The following is a 15,665-nucleotide window of genomic DNA, read 5'->3' on the forward strand; positions in this document are numbered from 1 at the left end:
CAATTACTCCGTGCCGTGGGTGTTGGCGGCAGCGTCGCGCATTGCGTGCTCGGCGGACTGCATGCCGTTGTAGTAGAGGTTCAGGATGACGGCGACCAGCGTGCCCAGCACGATGCCGCTGTGCGTGACCGGCTCCAGCCAATGCGGCAGATACTGGAAGAAGGTCGGTGCCAGCGTCGGGATCATGCCGAAGCCGATCGAGATCGCCACGATGAACAGGTTGTGGCGGTACTTGTTGAAATCGATCGAGCCGAGAATGCGCACACCCGTGGCGGCCACCATGCCGAACATCACGATGCCCGCGCCACCCAGCACGAAGGACGGGACGGACGCCACGATGTGGGCCATCTTCGGGAACAGGCCCAGCGCAATCAGAATCAGGCCGCCCATGGCTGCCACGAAGCGCGAGCGCACACCCGTGACCGTCACCAGCCCCACGTTCTGCGAGAACGAGGTGTACGGGAACGTGTTGAACAAGCCGCCGATCACCGTGCCAAGACCGTCAGCCCGCAGGCCACGGGTGAGGTCATCGGTGGAAAGCTTCTTGCCGGTGATTTCGGCCAGCGCCAGGAACATGCCGGTCGATTCCACCAGCGTGATCAACATCACGATGCACATCGAAGCGATGGCGCCGAAGTGGAAGGTCGGCATGCCGAAATGCAGCGGCGTGATCACGGCCACCCAATCGGCGTCGGTGATGCCGGCAAAGCTGACCTTGCCGAACGCCATGGCGATGAACGTGCCGATCACGATGCCCAGCAGCACGGCGATATTGCCGATCAGGCCGCGACCGTACTTTGTCAGCAACAGGATGATGACGAGCACTGCCAGCGCGATGCCCAAGCCGCTCAGGTCGCCGTAGGCCGGATTGGGCACGGTCTTGAGCACGCCGTCCACCATCGTCTTCATGGTCGGCTGGCCACCCGCAGCCCAGTTGATCCCCACGCCCATCAGTGACATGCCGATCAGCGTGATGACGGTGCCGGTTACGACCGGCGGGAAGAGCCCAAGCACGCGCCCCATGAGCGGCGCGACGATGATGCCGAACAACCCCGCCGCAATCACAGCGCCGTAGATGCCCAGCAGGCCGATGCTCGGGTCGGTGCCAATGGCGATCATCGGGCCCACCGACGCGAAGGTCACGCCCATCATGACCGGCATGCGGATGCCGAACTTCCACACACCGAAGGCCTGGATGAGTGTGGCTAGGCCGGCGGCAAAGAGATCTGCGTTGATCAGGAACGCAAGCTGTTCCTTGGGCAGATGCAGTGCACCGCCCACAATCAGAGGCACTGCCACGGTGCCTGCATACATCACCAATACATGTTGCAGGCCCAATGCGAGCAGGCGTCCGTACGCCACGCGCTCATTGGTCAGATCCGCCGTGGGGGCGGCGATGGTGCTGCTTGCCATAAAGGTCTCCTTTGGGTGGTAAGCCGGACGGCGTCCGGCTTGTGGCGGCTGGCCTCTGTCGTGCCGGCTCGCCCGATACAGCTAAACCGGTCCTAGACTTTGTCCTTCCCGCCGCGCGGGCCCAATACCGAACGCAGATCGAAATCAGCGGGCGCTTCGGGGCGCACGCGATCGGCGCAGCATTGCAAGTGCTGGGCCATGTGGGCCTGGGCGGCGCTGGCGTCGCCGCGCTCAAGGGCATTGAGGATGTCGAGGTGTTCGTCGAACGAGCAGGCGTTGTTGCCCGGGGCCTCGACGCTGGCGATCATCAGCGTGGTGCGCGACACCAGCCGGCGCATCATCTCGACCACCAGTGGGTTGCCGGATTGCTCGGCCAGCGCCACGTGAAATTCCGCAGACAGGCGAATCCAGCGCGGGCGATCCTGCGTGACAAACGCCTGGCGTTCCTGCTTGACGAGTTCCATCAGGGGCGCAATGGCCGCCTTGGGGTTGCTGCTATGGCCAACCTTGTCGAGCACCGCGCGCTCCAGGATCTGACGCAGCTCGAACATGGCATGGGCTTCGTCGATGGAGGGCGCCGCGATGAACGCGCCGCGATTCGGCTCCAGGTCAACCAAGCCGTCGGCGGCCAGTTGCGAGAAGACCTTGCGCACCGTATGGCGGGCGGTGGCATAGATTTCGCAAAGCGCATGTTCCGTCAGCTTCGTGCGCGGTGGCAGACGGTGTTCCATGATCGCGTCGTAGATCTCGTGATACATCCGCTCTTCGACCGACATGCGTGTTGCCCCCGATGCTTTGGCGCCCGACTTCGACACCGCTTCCGTGGAGACCAGCTTGAGATTCTTGGACATGGCAGACCTGCCTTTCATTAGTGCGCCGCGGCATCAGCCACTGCGAAAATCTGTTGACAATTATTCGTGGGCGCCTTCAATATTGTCAACAAAATGCGTTCGGGAATCCGACAAACTAGGGAAATCCCTGTTTGGAGCCTGGTCTAGAGACACGGCGAAGACAAGGAGTCGGACCCAGAACGAGCGACGGCTTTGCCGGTTTGGCATGTCTTCCCCCGATGGACGGCAGGCGTAAACCGGCTGGACGCGCGCCGGGATGCGTGCACAGCACGTACCGAGCGGGCCCCGACGCCAGCCCTTGTCCCACAAGGGTTTGGCGCGAGGTGCAAGTGGAGGCAGCGGCGCTTCTGAAAATTCGAACTACAGAGGAAGACAAATGGGACGCTTGACCACCCATGTGCTCGACACCGCTGCAGGCACGCCGGGTCAAAACCTGGCGATTGCACTGTTCAAAATTGTCGACAATCAGCGGCAACCGATCAAATCGGTTCGCACCAATCACGATGGCCGTTGCGATGCGCCGCTGCTTGAAGGCGACGCGCTGCAAACCGGCGTGTACGAGCTGGACTTCGGCGTGGGCGAGTACTACCGCGCCGCCGGCGTCAAACTCCCCGAGCCCGCGTTCCTGGACGTGGTGACGCTGCGCTTTGGCGTGGCCGATACGAGCGCGCACTACCACGTGCCGCTGCTGGTGTCGCCGTGGTCGTATTCGACCTATCGCGGTAGCTAAGGAGCGGGGCAATCATGGAAGGCTATATCCTCGACTGGGCCAACTTGCTCTTGCGTTGGCTGCACGTGATCGTTGCGATCGCGTGGATCGGGTCGTCGTTCTACTTCGTCTGGCTCGATAACAGCCTCACCAAGCCGACCGCGCCGGATCTGAAGGACAAGGGCGTCGACGGCGAGCTGTGGGCCGTGCACGGCGGCGGGTTCTACAACCCGCAGAAGTACCTGCTGGCACCGAAGCAGTTGCCGGACCATCTGCACTGGTTCTACTGGGAGTCGTACTCCACCTGGATGTCGGGCTTCGCCTTGCTGACGGTGGTGTACCTGTTCAACGCCAACGTCTACATGATCGATCGCAGCGTGTTCGACATGACGGCGACGACGGCCGTGCTGCTCGCACTGGGCTTCCTGGTGGTCGGCTGGCTGGTGTACGACACCATCTGCCGCGTGTTTGGCAAGAACGACCGCGTGGTCGGCATTCTGGTGGCGATCTACGTGGTGATCGCGGCCTTTGCAGCGACGCACCTGTTCTCGGGCCGGGCGGCATTCCTGCTGATCGGCGCGATGATCGCGACCATCATGAGTGCCAACGTGTTCTTCTGGATCATTCCGGGGCAACGCAAGGTGGTGGCCTCGCTCAAGGCAGGCGAGAAGCCGGACCCGATTCACGGCAAGCGCGGCAAGCAGCGCAGCGTGCACAACACGTACTTCACGCTGCCGGTGCTGTTTGCGATGCTGTCGAACCACTACAGCATGACGTACGCCGCCAAGTACAACTGGGCTGTGCTGGTGCTGATCATGCTGGCTGGCGTGCTGATCCGTCAGTTCTTCATCCTCAAGCACAAGGGCGTGGTGAACTGGGGTTATCCGGCAGCAGGCGTGGCCGTGCTGTTGGGGGTGGCGGTGTGGCTCGCTCCGGTGTCGCGTCCGGCGGCGCCTAGCGCCGAAAGCACGCCTGCTGCGGCAGCGACGGGTACGGCCGCAGCGGCCACCCCGACAGCCGCTGGCGGCTCGGACTTCGCCAAAGTACAGGCAGTCGTTACCGCACGGTGCTACCAATGTCACTCGGCTCATCCTACCCTGATGCCTTCGCCGGCCAAGGGCGTGTTGCTCGATACGCCGGAAGAGCTGGGCAAGCATGCGCAGCTCGTCTACCAGCAAGTCGTGCAGCAGAAGCTGATGCCGCTGGGCAACGTGACGCAGATCACCGATGACGAGCGCGCGATCATCGCCAAGTGGTTTGAGGACGGCGCCAAGACGAACTGAGGCGCACGCTGAGCAACAACAGAACGGTTTATCGGAGCATGCCATTCGTTCCCTAGCGGGTGGCATGACCGGTGAGGGTTGAACGGGGCTACGGCCCCGTTTTTTTTCGCTTGAAGCGTCTGCAGCGATGTGTCCTTGGCCGGGCACGATTCACCGCTGCCTCACCGGCCGCAAGGGGCGCCGACAGGGCAGCCCCAGAGCCTCTAATTGACGGCTTACTTCCCGACGCCCAGCAACGCCAGCACACCCAGCACCAGGAAGATCAGCGCCGCAATCCGATGCACCAGCGTGATCGGCATGCGCGCAGCGAACTTGTTGCCCATCAGCACGGCCGGCACGTTCGCCAGCAGCATGCCGACGGTGGTGCCAGCCACGACCGAGAACACGTCGTTAAAGCGCGCTGCCAGTGCCACGGTCGCGATCTGCGTCTTGTCGCCCATTTCGGCAAAGAAGAACGCGACGATGGTGGTGCCGAGAATGCCCAGACCGCGCTGGGCTGTGGAGGGCGCCTCTTCGTCGTCGAGCTTGTCCGGGATCAGCATCCACCCGGCCATGGCGATAAAGCCCACCCCCAGGATCCACCGCAGGACGTTCTCGCCAAGTACATGTGTGATCCAGCCACCGACAGCGCCGGCCAGTGCGTGGTTGACAAGGGTGGAGATGAAGATACCGAGGATGATCGGCACCGGCTTGCGAAAACGTGCAGCCAGCAAGATCGACAGCAGTTGCGTCTTGTCGCCGATTTCTGCGAGCGCGACGATGCCGGTGGAGACGAGAAAGGCTTCCATGTTGTTGTGGTGTCCGGGCCGTGTGCGAACCAATGACGCGCCACTGCCGGCCCTGTCCGCAGTGGGTTGTCATCGGTCTCGCCAGGCGCGTCACCGGGTGCCGGGGTGGCACCCTGAGTGCGGCTGACCACGCCATAACCACCTGTCATTGCGACAGCGGTCAAGTCTGTTGACGTGGCCCCCAGGGTATCGACCCCGGGCGGCTACTCCCCAATGGGAGCGAGGATTATAAGTGCATCAGGCGTTGGCGCCAACCGCGAATTTGGCCGGCTCACCCTGGATGTAAGTGGCGGATACGGCACGGTCTTCGCCCAGCAGTGCGAGCGAGAACAGCAGCTCTTCCAGCGTTTCCGAGCGTGCATTGCGGCGGGCCAGCAGCGGCGTCGCTGCCGAGTCCAGCACGATGAAGTCGGCTTCCGCGCCCGGCACGAAGCTGCCGATGCGGTCTTCCCAGCCCAGCGCTTCAGCGGCGCCGCGCGTGGCCAGGTAGAACATCCTCAGGGCGGTCAGGTGATAGCCGCCCATGCGCGCGACCTTATGCGCCGTGCCCATCGTGCGCAGCATCGAGAACGAGCTGCCGCCGCCAACGTCAGTGGCCAGCGTGAGCGCCAGGCGGTGCGCGTCGTTCTTGTGGAAGTTGTACAGGCCGCTGCCCAGGAACAGGTTGGACGTGGGGCAGTGCGCCACGGCTGCACCGGATTCGGCCATGCGTTGGCGGTCGCCGTCGTCCAGCCAGATGGCGTGGCCGTAAAAGGCGCCTTTGCGCAGCAGGCCGTAACGGTCGTAGACGTCCAGGTAGCTGCGTGCGTTCGGGAACAGGTCGGCCACCCATTTCACTTCGTCGGGATTTTCTGCGACGTGCGTCTGGATGAAGACGTCCTTGTATTGCTTGGCGAGCTCTGCGCACGCTTGCAGTTGCGCTTCGCTTGACGTGGGCGCAAAGCGCGGTGTGATGGCGTAGGCCAGACGGTCCTTGCCGTGCCAGCGGGAGATCAGGTCAGCCGTGTCGCGGGCGCCCGATTCGGCCGTGTCACGCAGATATTCCGGGCAGTTGCGGTCCATCATCACCTTGCCGGTGATCATGCGCATGCCGCGTTGCTGGGCCTGCGTGAACAGCGTCTCGGCCGAGCTGCGATGCACGGTGCTCCACACCATGGCGCTGGTCGTGCCGTTGCGCAGCAGTTCGTCGAGGAAGAACGATGCGACGCCAGCGGCGTACTGCTCGCTCTCGAAGCGGCGCTCTTCGGGGAAGGTGTATGTCTCCAGCCAGTGCAGCAGGCCAGGCGACGGCGACGCGATGATGTCCGTCTGCGGGAAGTGGATGTGCGTATCGATGAAGCCCGGGACGATCAGCTTGCCGCTGTAATCGTGCAGTTGCGTGCCGGCGGGCAGGTTCTCGCGCAGTGCCGCGTAGTCGCCGGCCTGCACGACCTTGCCGCCCGTGACTACGAGCAAGCCGTCTTCCCAGTACTCATAGGCATCGCGCTCGCGATACTGCGGATCGTGCAGGAAATGCAGCACGCGGCCGCGGTAAGCGTGAACGTTGTTGGAAGTCGGGGGCATCGTGGTCATCGTCGTTTCGTAGATTTTTAGTGTGTGGCTTTCCAGTGGTCGTCGACCTTGGCAAGCCACAGGGCTTTGTCCTGTTCGGGCAGGAAGGACGCCTCGAAGCTGTTGCGTGCGAGCGTGTGCGCATCGGCCGCAGACAGGTCGAGGGCATTGAAGGTGGCGAGCCAGTTGGTGTTCATGTAGCCACCAAAGTAGGCCGGATCGTCGGAATGCAGCGTCACAGCGCAGCCGGCGTCCAGCAGTTGCTTGAGCGAATGGTCGCGCAAGTCGGGGTAGACCTTCAGTTTCTCGTTCGAGAGCGGGCAGACCGTCAGCGCGATACGTTCGGCGGCGAGGCGCTTGACGAGTGCGGCATCGTCGATGGCGCGTACGCCGTGATCGATGCGCTCAACCTTGAGGATGTCGAGGGCGTCGATCACGTATTGCGCCGGGCCTTCCTCGCCGGCGTGCGCCACCAGGTGCAGGCCCAGCTCCTTGCAGCGCGCGAACACGCGCGCGAACTTCTCCGGCGGATTGCCACGCTCGGATGAATCCAGCCCCACACCGATGATGCGGTTGGCCGGGTCCTGGATGTAGGGCAGGGCCGCTTCGAGCGTGTCGAATGCGTCTTCCTCGCTCAGATGGCGCAGGAAGCAGAGGATCAGCGCGCTGGAAAAACCGTGCTCGCGCTCGGCGTCATCCAATGCGCGGACGATGCCGTGGATGACGACATGCATGGGCACGTCGCGCGCGGTGTGCGTCTGGGGGTCGAAGAAAATTTCGGCGTGGTGGACGTTGTCGGCGAGTGCGCGTGCCACGTACGCGGCGGTCATGTCGTAGAAATCCTGCTCGGTAAGCAGCACGCTGGCGCCGGCGTAATACAGGTCGAGGAACGACTGCAGATCGTCGAAGGCGTAGGCGGCGCGCACTTCCTCGACGGACGCATACGGCAGCTTCACGCCGTTGCGCTCAGCCAGCGCGAACATCAGTTCGGGTTCGAGCGAGCCTTCGATGTGGATGTGCAGTTCAGCTTTCGGGCTGGTGGCGATGCGTTCTGCAAGCGCGGTGGAAATCGGCATGATTAGACAGGCGTGGGGACTCGGTAAGGGACCGCCGCGCCGCTGCTGGCGCTGGTGAGCGCGTGCTGTTGCAGCTCCCGCACCTGCAGAAGTTGCGCGACGACGGATACCGCAATGATATCCGGCGCCTTGTCCACGATGCCCGCCACGCCAATGGGGCACACCATTTCCGGCAGGCGTGCCGGGTCCACTCCGTGCTCGACCATGCGGTGCTCGAAGCGCGCGCGCTTGGTCTTGGAGCCGATCAGGCCGAAGTAGGCAAAGTCCGTGCGGCGCATGATCCGTTCGCACAGCGCGAGATCCAACGCATGGTTGTGCGTCATGACCAGGAAGTAGCTGCCGGCGGGCGCGTGATCGATCACGGCTTCCGGCGTATCGGTGGATTCGATGACGACGTTCGGCGGCACTTCCGCTGGAAACGGGAACATCGCATCGCGCTCGTCCACCCATGTCACGCGGCAGGGCAGATGCGCCAGCGCGCGCACGATCGCGTGCCCGACATGGCCCGCGCCGCACAGCACAATCGACATGTCGGGCGGCAGCACGGTTTGGGTGAATCCGCAGGCGTCGAATTGCACGCCGGCCGCAGCTGCGTCGCCCACGCTTGCTTCAACCGCTACCGCAGGATCAGCGGAGACAAAGCGGCGCAGGCTGCGGCGTTGGCGCATGGCGTCATCGGCCAGGGCGATCCAGTCCACATCACGCGCGTCGAGGCGCTCTAACGACAGACGGACCACGCCGCCGCAGCATTGGCCGAGTGCCGGCCCAAGCGGAATGCGTACGAACTGACGGCGCGCTTCGCCGGTGGCTTCGGGCACGTCCATCATCGCCTGCGCAATTTCCATCGCGCGCCATTCCAGGTGGCCGCCGCCGATGGTGCCGAAGAAGCCGTCGGTGCCCACCAGCATGAGCGTGCCCGGTTCTCGCGGCGCAGAGCCTTGCACGTCCGTCACCGTGACCAGCACGCATGGCTGCCCGGCCTGCACGGTGGCAAGCACATCGGCGAAGCGGAATGGGCGCAGTTGCGTGTGGTCCATGGTGTCTCCCAACTCAGGCGGTCAGCGGGGCGCTGCGGATCGCATCCACGGCCTTGAGGATTTCCTCGCTGGTGGCCGGCGCATTCAGCGGCGGGTTCGTGCGGCCATCGCCAACCGCAGCCACTGCATCGCGAATGGCGAAGAACACCGAGAACGGCAGCAGCAGCGGCGGCTCACCCAGCGCCTTAGAACGGTGGATGCTGTCTTCCACGTTGGCGTTGTTGAACAGGTTCACGCGGAAGTCCGGCGGGCAGTCGTTGACCGTCGGGATCTTGTAGGTGGACGGCGCGTGCGTCATCAGCTTGCCGTTCTTGTTCCACCAAAGCTCTTCGGTCGTCAGCCAACCCATGCCCTGGATGAACGCGCCTTCCACCTGGCCGATGTCGATGGCCGGGTTGATCGAGCGACCGGCGTCGTGCAGCACGTCGGCGCGCAACAGCCGCCATTCGCCTGTGAGCGTATCGACCACCACTTCCGAGACTGCCGCGCCATAGGCGTAGTAGTAGAACGGCCGGCCCTTGAGCTTGGCTTGATCCCAGTGCAGCTTGGGCGTGGCGTAGAAGCCGTCGGACCACAACTGCACGCGCGCAACGTAGGCCTTGCCGATCAGTTCGTTGAACGGCACGCGGCGTGCACCGATTTCCAGATGGTCGCCCACGATCGCCACCGTTTCGATGGGCGCTTCGTAATGCTCGGCGGCAAACGCGATCAGGCGCTCGCGGATCTGGCGTGCGGCGTCTTGCGCGGCCTTGCCGTTCAGGTCGCTGCCTGTCGATGCAGCCGTAGCCGACGTGTTGGCCACCTTGCTGGTGTCGGTGGCCGTCACGCGGATGCGCGTGAACGACACGCCCAGTTCATGCGCGACGACCTGCGCGACCTTCGTGTTCAGGCCCTGGCCCATTTCGGTGCCGCCGTGGTTTACGAGGATCGAACCGTCGTTGTAGACGTGCACGAGTGCGCCGGCCTGGTTGAAGTGCTTCACGTTGAACGAGATGCCGAACTTCACCGGCGTCAGCGCCAAGCCGCGCTTGAGCACCGGGCTGGTCGCATTGAATGCGCGAATCGCTTCGCGGCGGGCTCGGTAGTCGGATGTCGCCTCCAGTTCGTCGAGCAGCTCATGGATGACGTTGTCTTCCACGGTCTGCCCATATGGCGTGACGTTGTTCTTGTCCTTGCCGTACAAATTGGCACGGCGCACGTCGAGGGCATCCTTGCCGACCGAGCGCGCGATGTTGTCCATGATGTATTCGATGGCGAACGCGCCCTGCGGGCCGCCGAAGCCGCGGAATGCGGTGTTCGACTGCGTGTTGGTGCGCGCGCAGAAGCCGTCGATTTCCACCTCGGGCAGCCAGTAGGCGTTATCAAAGTGGCAGATGGCGCGCGTCATCACGGGGCCTGAAAGGTCGGCCGAGAAACCGGCGCGCGAGGTCATGTCGACCTTGACGCCCTGGATGCGCCCGTCGTCGTCGTAGCCGGCTTCATAGGCGAAGCGGAAGTCGTGCCGTTTGCCGGTGATCATCATGTCGTCGTCGCGGTCCGGACGCAGCTTGACGGGGCAGGCGAGTTTCCACGCCGCCAGTGAAGCGCAGCAGGCAAACAGACCGGATTGCGATTCCTTGCCGCCGAAACCACCGCCCATGCGGCGGCATTCGACCAGCACCTGGTTGGCATGCCAGCCCAGCATGTGCGACACCATGTGCTGCATCTCGGTCGGATGCTGCGTCGAGCACCACACGTGCATGCCGTTGTCTTCCTTCGGCACGGCGTACGAGATCTGGCTTTCGAGGTAGAACTGCTCCTGCCCGCCCAACGACATCTTGCCGGCTTCAGCGTGGGGTGCAGAGGCGATGCGCTCAGCCGGTTCGCCGCGCTTGAGGTGCATCGGCGGCAGCACGGACTTGCCGGCGGCACGCGCTTCTTCAGGCGTCAGCAGCGGGGGCAGGACTTCGTATTCGATATTGCCCAGACGCGCCGCACGGCGGGCCGCATCGTGCGACGTGGCCACCACGATGAACATCGGCTGGCCGATGAAGTGCACGGTGTCGGTGGCGAGGATCGGGTCGTCGTGGATGATCGGCCCGCAATCGTTCGTGCCCGGAATGTCGGCTGATGTGAATACCGCCACCACGCCCGGCGCGGCCTTCACGCGATCCAGATCCATGTTGACGATGCGCGCATGCGCCTGCGTGCTCATGCCGAGCGCCGCGTGTAGCGTGCCGGCCAGCTCAGGAATGTCGTCGGTGTACGTGGCAGTGCCCGCGACATGCAGGTGCGCAGACTCATGCGGGCGCGAAATGCCCACCACAGCACCGCGCTGATCAGGCATGGCGGCAGCAATATCGGCTTCAGCCAGCAGGAAGGCTTCGGTTTGCTTGTTCATGTTCTTACGCTGCTGTGAGGGTATTCAATTCGACCGCGCGCACATTGATCTGTTCGGGCGTGAGCGGCGCATCTGTGCGGGTTTCCAGCCAGAAGCGGTACACCGTGTTGGCAGCCGATATGCGGCGGTAGTTGTCGGTCGCGCGCATGTCGGTCAGCGGGGTGTAATCGCGCGACATGGCTGCCATGGCAGCACGCACCGTTGCTTCGTTCCACGGCTGGCCGACGATGGCGGCTTCGGTTTCAGCGGCGCGCTTGGAAGTTGCTGCCATGCCGCCGTAAGCGATGCGTGCGCTGCGCACCATGTCACCGTCCAGCTCGATGGCCAGCGCCGCGCACACGGCAGAGATGTCTTCGTCAAAGCGCTTGGACAGCTTGTACGTACGGAAGCGCAAAGCATCGCGGCCCTCACGCGCGGGGATGCGCAGGCCGGCAACAAACTCGCCTTCTTCCATCGCGTTCTTCTGATAGGCGAGGTAGAGGTCTTCGAGCGGCAATTCGCGGCGGACTTCGCCACGCTGCAGGACGACGCGCGTGCCGATGGCTATCAGCGCGGGTGCCGAATCGCCGATCGGCGAGCCGTTGGCGATGTTGCCGCCCAGCGTGCCCGCATTGCGGATCGGCAGCGAGGCAAAGCGCTTCCACAACTCGGTCGTCTCGGGGTAGTCGGCGGCCAGGAATTCGTAGGCTTTTTCCAGCGAGACGGCCGCGCCAATCTCGATCCAGCCGTCACGCTTTTCCAGTGCGTACAAGTCGGCTACCTGGCCGATGTACAGGATGTCGCCCAGATCGCGGAACTGCTTGGTGACCCACAGGCCGACGTCGGTGCTGCCGGCCAGGATGCGGATGTTCGGATGCGCGGCCTTGATGGCGGCAAAGGCCGATGCGGTGCGCGGCGCGTAGAAGCGCGGTGCGTTCTCTGTGCCGACGGGTGCATAGCTGAAGGTGTCCTGGCGCTGCAGCTTGCGCAGCGTGTCGGCCAACTGCGTGCGGTCGATGCCTGCCGGCGCGGGCAGTTCGAACATGCGTTCGCCAGCGTCGATGATCGGGCGGTAGCCGGTGCAGCGGCACAGGTTGCCGGTCAGCGAATCGCAGATGGTCTGGCGCGACGGGATCGCCGCCTGATTGCCGGTGTTCTCGTACAGGGCGTAGAGCGACATGACGAAGCCCGGCGTGCAGAAGCCGCACTGGGATCCGTGGCACTCCACCATGGCCTCTTGCACGGGGTGCAGCGTGCCGTCCATGCCGCGCACGTCTTCCACGGTGAACAGCGCCTTGCCGTCCAGCGTGGGCAGGAACTGGATACACGCGTTGACGGCCTTCAGGCCGACGCTGCCGTCTTCCTGCAGCTCGCCGAGCACCACGGTGCATGCACCGCAATCGCCTTCGGCGCAACCTTCCTTGGTACCGGTGCAGTGTGCGTCCTCACGCAGGTATTGAAGCACCGTCCGAGTGATCGGGGCGTCCGTGACGGTGCGGACCTGGCCGCGGTGGAAGAAGCGGATGGGCTGAGTCTCCATGGGGGTTCTACGCCTGTTTGTGTGTGTAACGGAACCATAGCACCGGGCCAGGAATGCAATATTTGGCCCATGTGATAACCCGCATCGGAAAGCCAAAATCCGGGGTATACCCGCCGGTAGCGGTCTGGCGGCGCGGCGTGCAGGTGACATACACTGACAGCGTCCCCAAGCACTTCTTTTAGAAGGGTCGGCGCAGCCGTTACCCGCCTCCAGATGCACGGCAAAGATCACCTCGATACCTACCTCCTGCGCGTTCTCTACACGCTGCTCACCGAGCAGAGCGTGACGCGCACGGCGGTCAAGCTCGGCCAGTCACAGCCGGCCATCAGCAACACGCTCAAGCGCCTGCGCGAGATCACCGGCGACGCCATCCTGGTGCGTGGCAAGAACGGCATGGTGCCGACCGAGCGCGGCCATGATCTGCTGGCGCTCGCCCAGCAGAGCCTGGAGGCGATGGAGCGCATCGCCCGCCCGTCGCAGGAATTCGACCCCGGCAACACCACCCGCACGTTTCACCTCGGTGCACCGGATTATCTCGATGCCTTCTTCCTGCCCAACATCGTTGAGCGTCTGCGCAAGCAGGCCCCGCAAGCCAAGCTGGTGGTGCATCCGCTCAATGCCGGCGTCGATTACCTGGCCGCACTGGAGCAGGGCGGCATGGACCTCGTGATCGGCAACTGGCTGTCGCCGCCCGAACATCTGCATATTTCACCGCTGTTCGACGATGAAGTCGTCTGCATGCTGGGGGCGCAGCACCCGCTCGCGCGCAAGGGCATTTCGCTCAAGCACTATGTGGAGATGCCGCATCTGGCGCCCGCGCCGTATGCCGTCATGCAGCGCAGCATGATCGATCAGGCACTTGCAGAGCAGGGGCTCAAGCGCCAGATCCAGGTGTCGCTGCCGTACTTCGGGCTGGTGCCATATGTGCTGATGCGCACCGATCTGGTCTTCACCACCGGCCGCCAGTTCGCCGCGCACTGCGCCCAGTATTTGCCGATCCGCATCCTCCCGCCGCCTATGGCGTTCCCAAAGATGCGCTTTTACCAACTCTGGCATGAGCGCAGCCACGCAGCGCCCGATGTGATGTGGTTGCGCCGGATGATCGGCGAGGTGGCGGCAGAGTTGCCGCAGCATTCGCAGTTGGAATCGGCGGTGGCTTGACGCGACACCGCCGCCGCTTTGCCATGCCGCCGGGCCGCGTTACTTTCCGCTTGTGACGGACTTCCCGTAATCAGGGAAAAACACCTGTTCCCCGTTGACCTTGAAGCCGGCAATTACCTGCTGACCGGCTGGTGACGTGATCCATTCGATCAGCTTGGTCGCGTCGGTGTAGTTGACGCTGGGGTATTTCTTCGGGTTGACCGCGATGATGCCGTAGGGATTGAACATGCGCGGGTCTCCGGCCAGCACGATGTCGAGGCCCGTCTTGGCACGGTAGGCACCGTAGGTTGCGCGGTCCGAAAGCGTGTAGGCGTTCATCTGCGCGGCCATGTTCAGCACTTCGCCCATGCCGAGCCCCGCGCTGACGTACCACGGCTTGCCCTTCGGGTCGATGTTGGCTGTCTTCCAGTAAGCCTTTTCCATGACGTCGGTGCCGGAGTTGTCACCGCGCGAGATGAACTTGGCGCCGGCTTTTTCGCCCGCCGCGGCAATGGTCTCCATCCCCTGGATGACGTTCTTCTGGCCGCGCACGTGAGCCGGGTCTGTCTCGGGGCCGACGAGGAGGAAATCGTTGTACATCACGTCGCGGCGGTCAATGCCGCCGCCTGAGGCGACGAAGGCGTCTTCCAGTGGGCGGGCGTGCACGAGCACCACATCGACATCCCCCGATTCGCCCAGCTTGACCGCCTTGCCGGTGCCAACGGCAATCACCTGCACATGGATGCCAGTGGCCGCTTCGAACTTCGGTAACAGGACTTTCAGCAGGCCGGAATTTTCAGTGCTGGTGGTGGTGGCCATGCGGAGATCGCCAGCATATGCAGCAGTGGCGACCGCGAGTGTCATGCAGATGACTGCAGACAGCCGAAGGGTTTGGGACAATCCAGGCATGTTGTGGGGGGTGCGGGAAGGCGTGGACGCTTTATGTCGGATGCTGCATGATGTCGGCAACGTCAGGGGCAGCCAGCGGCCACGATAAGCCCGCCCCGAGGATGAGCAGAATTGTTCTCCTGGGGCCCGGCGGAAGTAAATAGGAAACCATAAACATAATGACATTCCAGTTCGAGGTATTTCCGGTGGTGGGGCCGGACGACAACCCGCGCGCCAATGGCAAGGTGTTTCAGTTGCTGCGGGCGGTGCGCGAGACGGGGTCGCTGCACAGGGCGGCCAAACAGGTGGGCCTGTCGTACCGGCACGCCTGGGGGGTGATGCGCGCGTGGGAAGAAATGCTCGGCCGCTCGCTGCTCGACATGGAGCGCGGCCGGGGTGCGTCGCTTACGCTCTTTGGTGAGCGCATGCTCCGCGCCGAGATGCGCCTGCGCGAGCAGCTCGATCCGGCGCTCCACCAAGCCATGGGCCAGTTCCTGTCGGAGCTGGAAGACGCATCCCAGTCGCAGGCGCGCATCCGGTTCTCGGGCAGCCATGACCCGGCCGTGGAAGTGTTGGCTGAGACGTTTGCGCGGCAAAGCCACGGGGCACACATCGATACGGTGTTCTGCAGCGCCGTTGAAGGGCTGATCTGCCTGCAGGAAAAACAATGCGAAGTGGCCGGCTTCTATGTGGCCCCGCAGCAGGGTGCGGGCTCGATCGCGCACCAGACACTGCGCAAGTGGTTGCGCCCGACCGCGGTGCGCCTGATCGCCCTGGCTGATCGCGAGCAGGGGCTGATGATGTCGGCGGAATGGGCCGGGCGGGTGCAGTCGCTGGGGGACTTGGCGCGCACGCAAGCGCGCTTCATCAACCGCCAGCGCAGTTCGGGCACGCGTTTGCTGTTCGATCAGTTGCTGGTGGCCGCGGGGCTGTACCCCGACCAGATCAACGGGTATGACGAGCAGGAGTTCTCCAGCGACAAGGTCGCCGTGGCCGTGCAGGAAGGACGGGCGGACGTGGGCTTCGGCCT

At 63.9% G+C, this 15,665-nt stretch carries 13 protein-coding genes and 1 riboswitch; of the genes, 4 read left to right on the forward strand and 9 right to left on the reverse strand.

Annotated features, from left to right (window positions below; all coding sequences use genetic code 11):
* Positions 1-3: 3 nt before the first annotated feature.
* Both ACTJK4_RS09020 and ACTJK4_RS09025 read right to left on the reverse strand, forming a co-directional pair.
* Positions 4-1,413, reverse strand: coding sequence for a nucleobase:cation symporter-2 family protein (locus ACTJK4_RS09020; protein WP_260801855.1), 1,410 nt, complete (start codon positions 1,411-1,413; stop codon positions 4-6).
* A gap of 92 nt (positions 1,414-1,505) precedes the next feature.
* Complete coding sequence (locus tag ACTJK4_RS09025) at positions 1,506-2,264, reverse strand: GntR family transcriptional regulator (protein ID WP_440817572.1); 759 nt, start codon at positions 2,262-2,264, stop codon at positions 1,506-1,508.
* Positions 2,265-2,640: 376 nt separating this feature from the next.
* Here ACTJK4_RS09025 and uraH point away from each other — a divergent pair, with 376 nt between their 5' ends.
* Both uraH and ACTJK4_RS09035 read left to right on the forward strand, forming a co-directional pair.
* A complete protein-coding gene (gene uraH, locus ACTJK4_RS09030) occupies positions 2,641-2,994 on the forward strand; it encodes a hydroxyisourate hydrolase (protein WP_027681000.1) in 354 nt (117 codons plus the stop codon).
* Between the two features lie 14 nt (positions 2,995-3,008).
* Positions 3,009-4,256, forward strand: coding sequence for a urate hydroxylase PuuD (locus ACTJK4_RS09035; protein ID WP_232040493.1), 1,248 nt, complete (start codon positions 3,009-3,011; stop codon positions 4,254-4,256).
* A gap of 215 nt (positions 4,257-4,471) precedes the next feature.
* Here the strand turns inward: ACTJK4_RS09035 and ACTJK4_RS09040 are convergent, their stop codons facing one another.
* From ACTJK4_RS09040 to xdhA, 6 genes are all read right to left on the reverse strand, one after another.
* Positions 4,472-5,044: a TMEM165/GDT1 family protein gene (locus tag ACTJK4_RS09040; RefSeq protein ID WP_260801854.1), complete on the reverse strand. Its 573-nt coding sequence runs from the start codon at positions 5,042-5,044 to the stop codon at positions 4,472-4,474.
* A 54-nt stretch (positions 5,045-5,098) separates the two neighbouring features.
* A riboswitch (yybP-ykoY riboswitch) is annotated at positions 5,099-5,268 on the reverse strand.
* 13 nt (positions 5,269-5,281) lie between these two features.
* A complete protein-coding gene (gene guaD, locus ACTJK4_RS09045) occupies positions 5,282-6,616 on the reverse strand; it encodes a guanine deaminase (RefSeq protein WP_440817577.1) in 1,335 nt (444 codons plus the stop codon).
* A 17-nt stretch (positions 6,617-6,633) separates the two neighbouring features.
* Positions 6,634-7,671, reverse strand: coding sequence for an adenosine deaminase (locus tag ACTJK4_RS09050; RefSeq protein WP_440817580.1), 1,038 nt, complete (start codon positions 7,669-7,671; stop codon positions 6,634-6,636).
* Positions 7,672-7,673: 2 nt separating this feature from the next.
* On the reverse strand, positions 7,674-8,708 hold the full coding sequence (xdhC, locus tag ACTJK4_RS09055) for a xanthine dehydrogenase accessory protein XdhC (protein WP_232040489.1): 1,035 nt from the start codon (positions 8,706-8,708) through the stop codon (positions 7,674-7,676).
* Positions 8,709-8,721: 13 nt separating this feature from the next.
* Positions 8,722-11,088, reverse strand: coding sequence for a xanthine dehydrogenase molybdopterin binding subunit (xdhB, locus tag ACTJK4_RS09060; RefSeq protein WP_440817583.1), 2,367 nt, complete (start codon positions 11,086-11,088; stop codon positions 8,722-8,724).
* A 4-nt stretch (positions 11,089-11,092) separates the two neighbouring features.
* Positions 11,093-12,607 (reverse strand): xanthine dehydrogenase small subunit, encoded by a 1,515-nt coding sequence (xdhA, locus tag ACTJK4_RS09065; protein ID WP_440817585.1) that lies wholly within the window; start codon positions 12,605-12,607, stop codon positions 11,093-11,095.
* A gap of 213 nt (positions 12,608-12,820) precedes the next feature.
* Between xdhA and ACTJK4_RS09070 the strand changes: the two genes are divergently transcribed.
* A complete protein-coding gene (locus tag ACTJK4_RS09070; protein ID WP_065858913.1) occupies positions 12,821-13,768 on the forward strand; it encodes a LysR substrate-binding domain-containing protein in 948 nt (315 codons plus the stop codon).
* Positions 13,769-13,807: 39 nt separating this feature from the next.
* Here the strand turns inward: ACTJK4_RS09070 and ACTJK4_RS09075 are convergent, their stop codons facing one another.
* Positions 13,808-14,656 (reverse strand): substrate-binding domain-containing protein, encoded by an 849-nt coding sequence (locus ACTJK4_RS09075; RefSeq protein ID WP_232040486.1) that lies wholly within the window; start codon positions 14,654-14,656, stop codon positions 13,808-13,810.
* Positions 14,657-14,814: 158 nt separating this feature from the next.
* On the opposite strand from ACTJK4_RS09075, the gene ACTJK4_RS09080 reads away from it, so the two are divergent.
* The coding region (locus ACTJK4_RS09080) for a substrate-binding domain-containing protein (RefSeq protein ID WP_440817589.1) at positions 14,815-15,665 on the forward strand (851 nt) is incomplete at its 3' end.

The sequence above is a fragment of the Ralstonia sp. 22111 genome (genome assembly GCF_052045895.1).
Lineage (GTDB): Bacteria > Pseudomonadota > Gammaproteobacteria > Burkholderiales > Burkholderiaceae > Ralstonia > Ralstonia wenshanensis.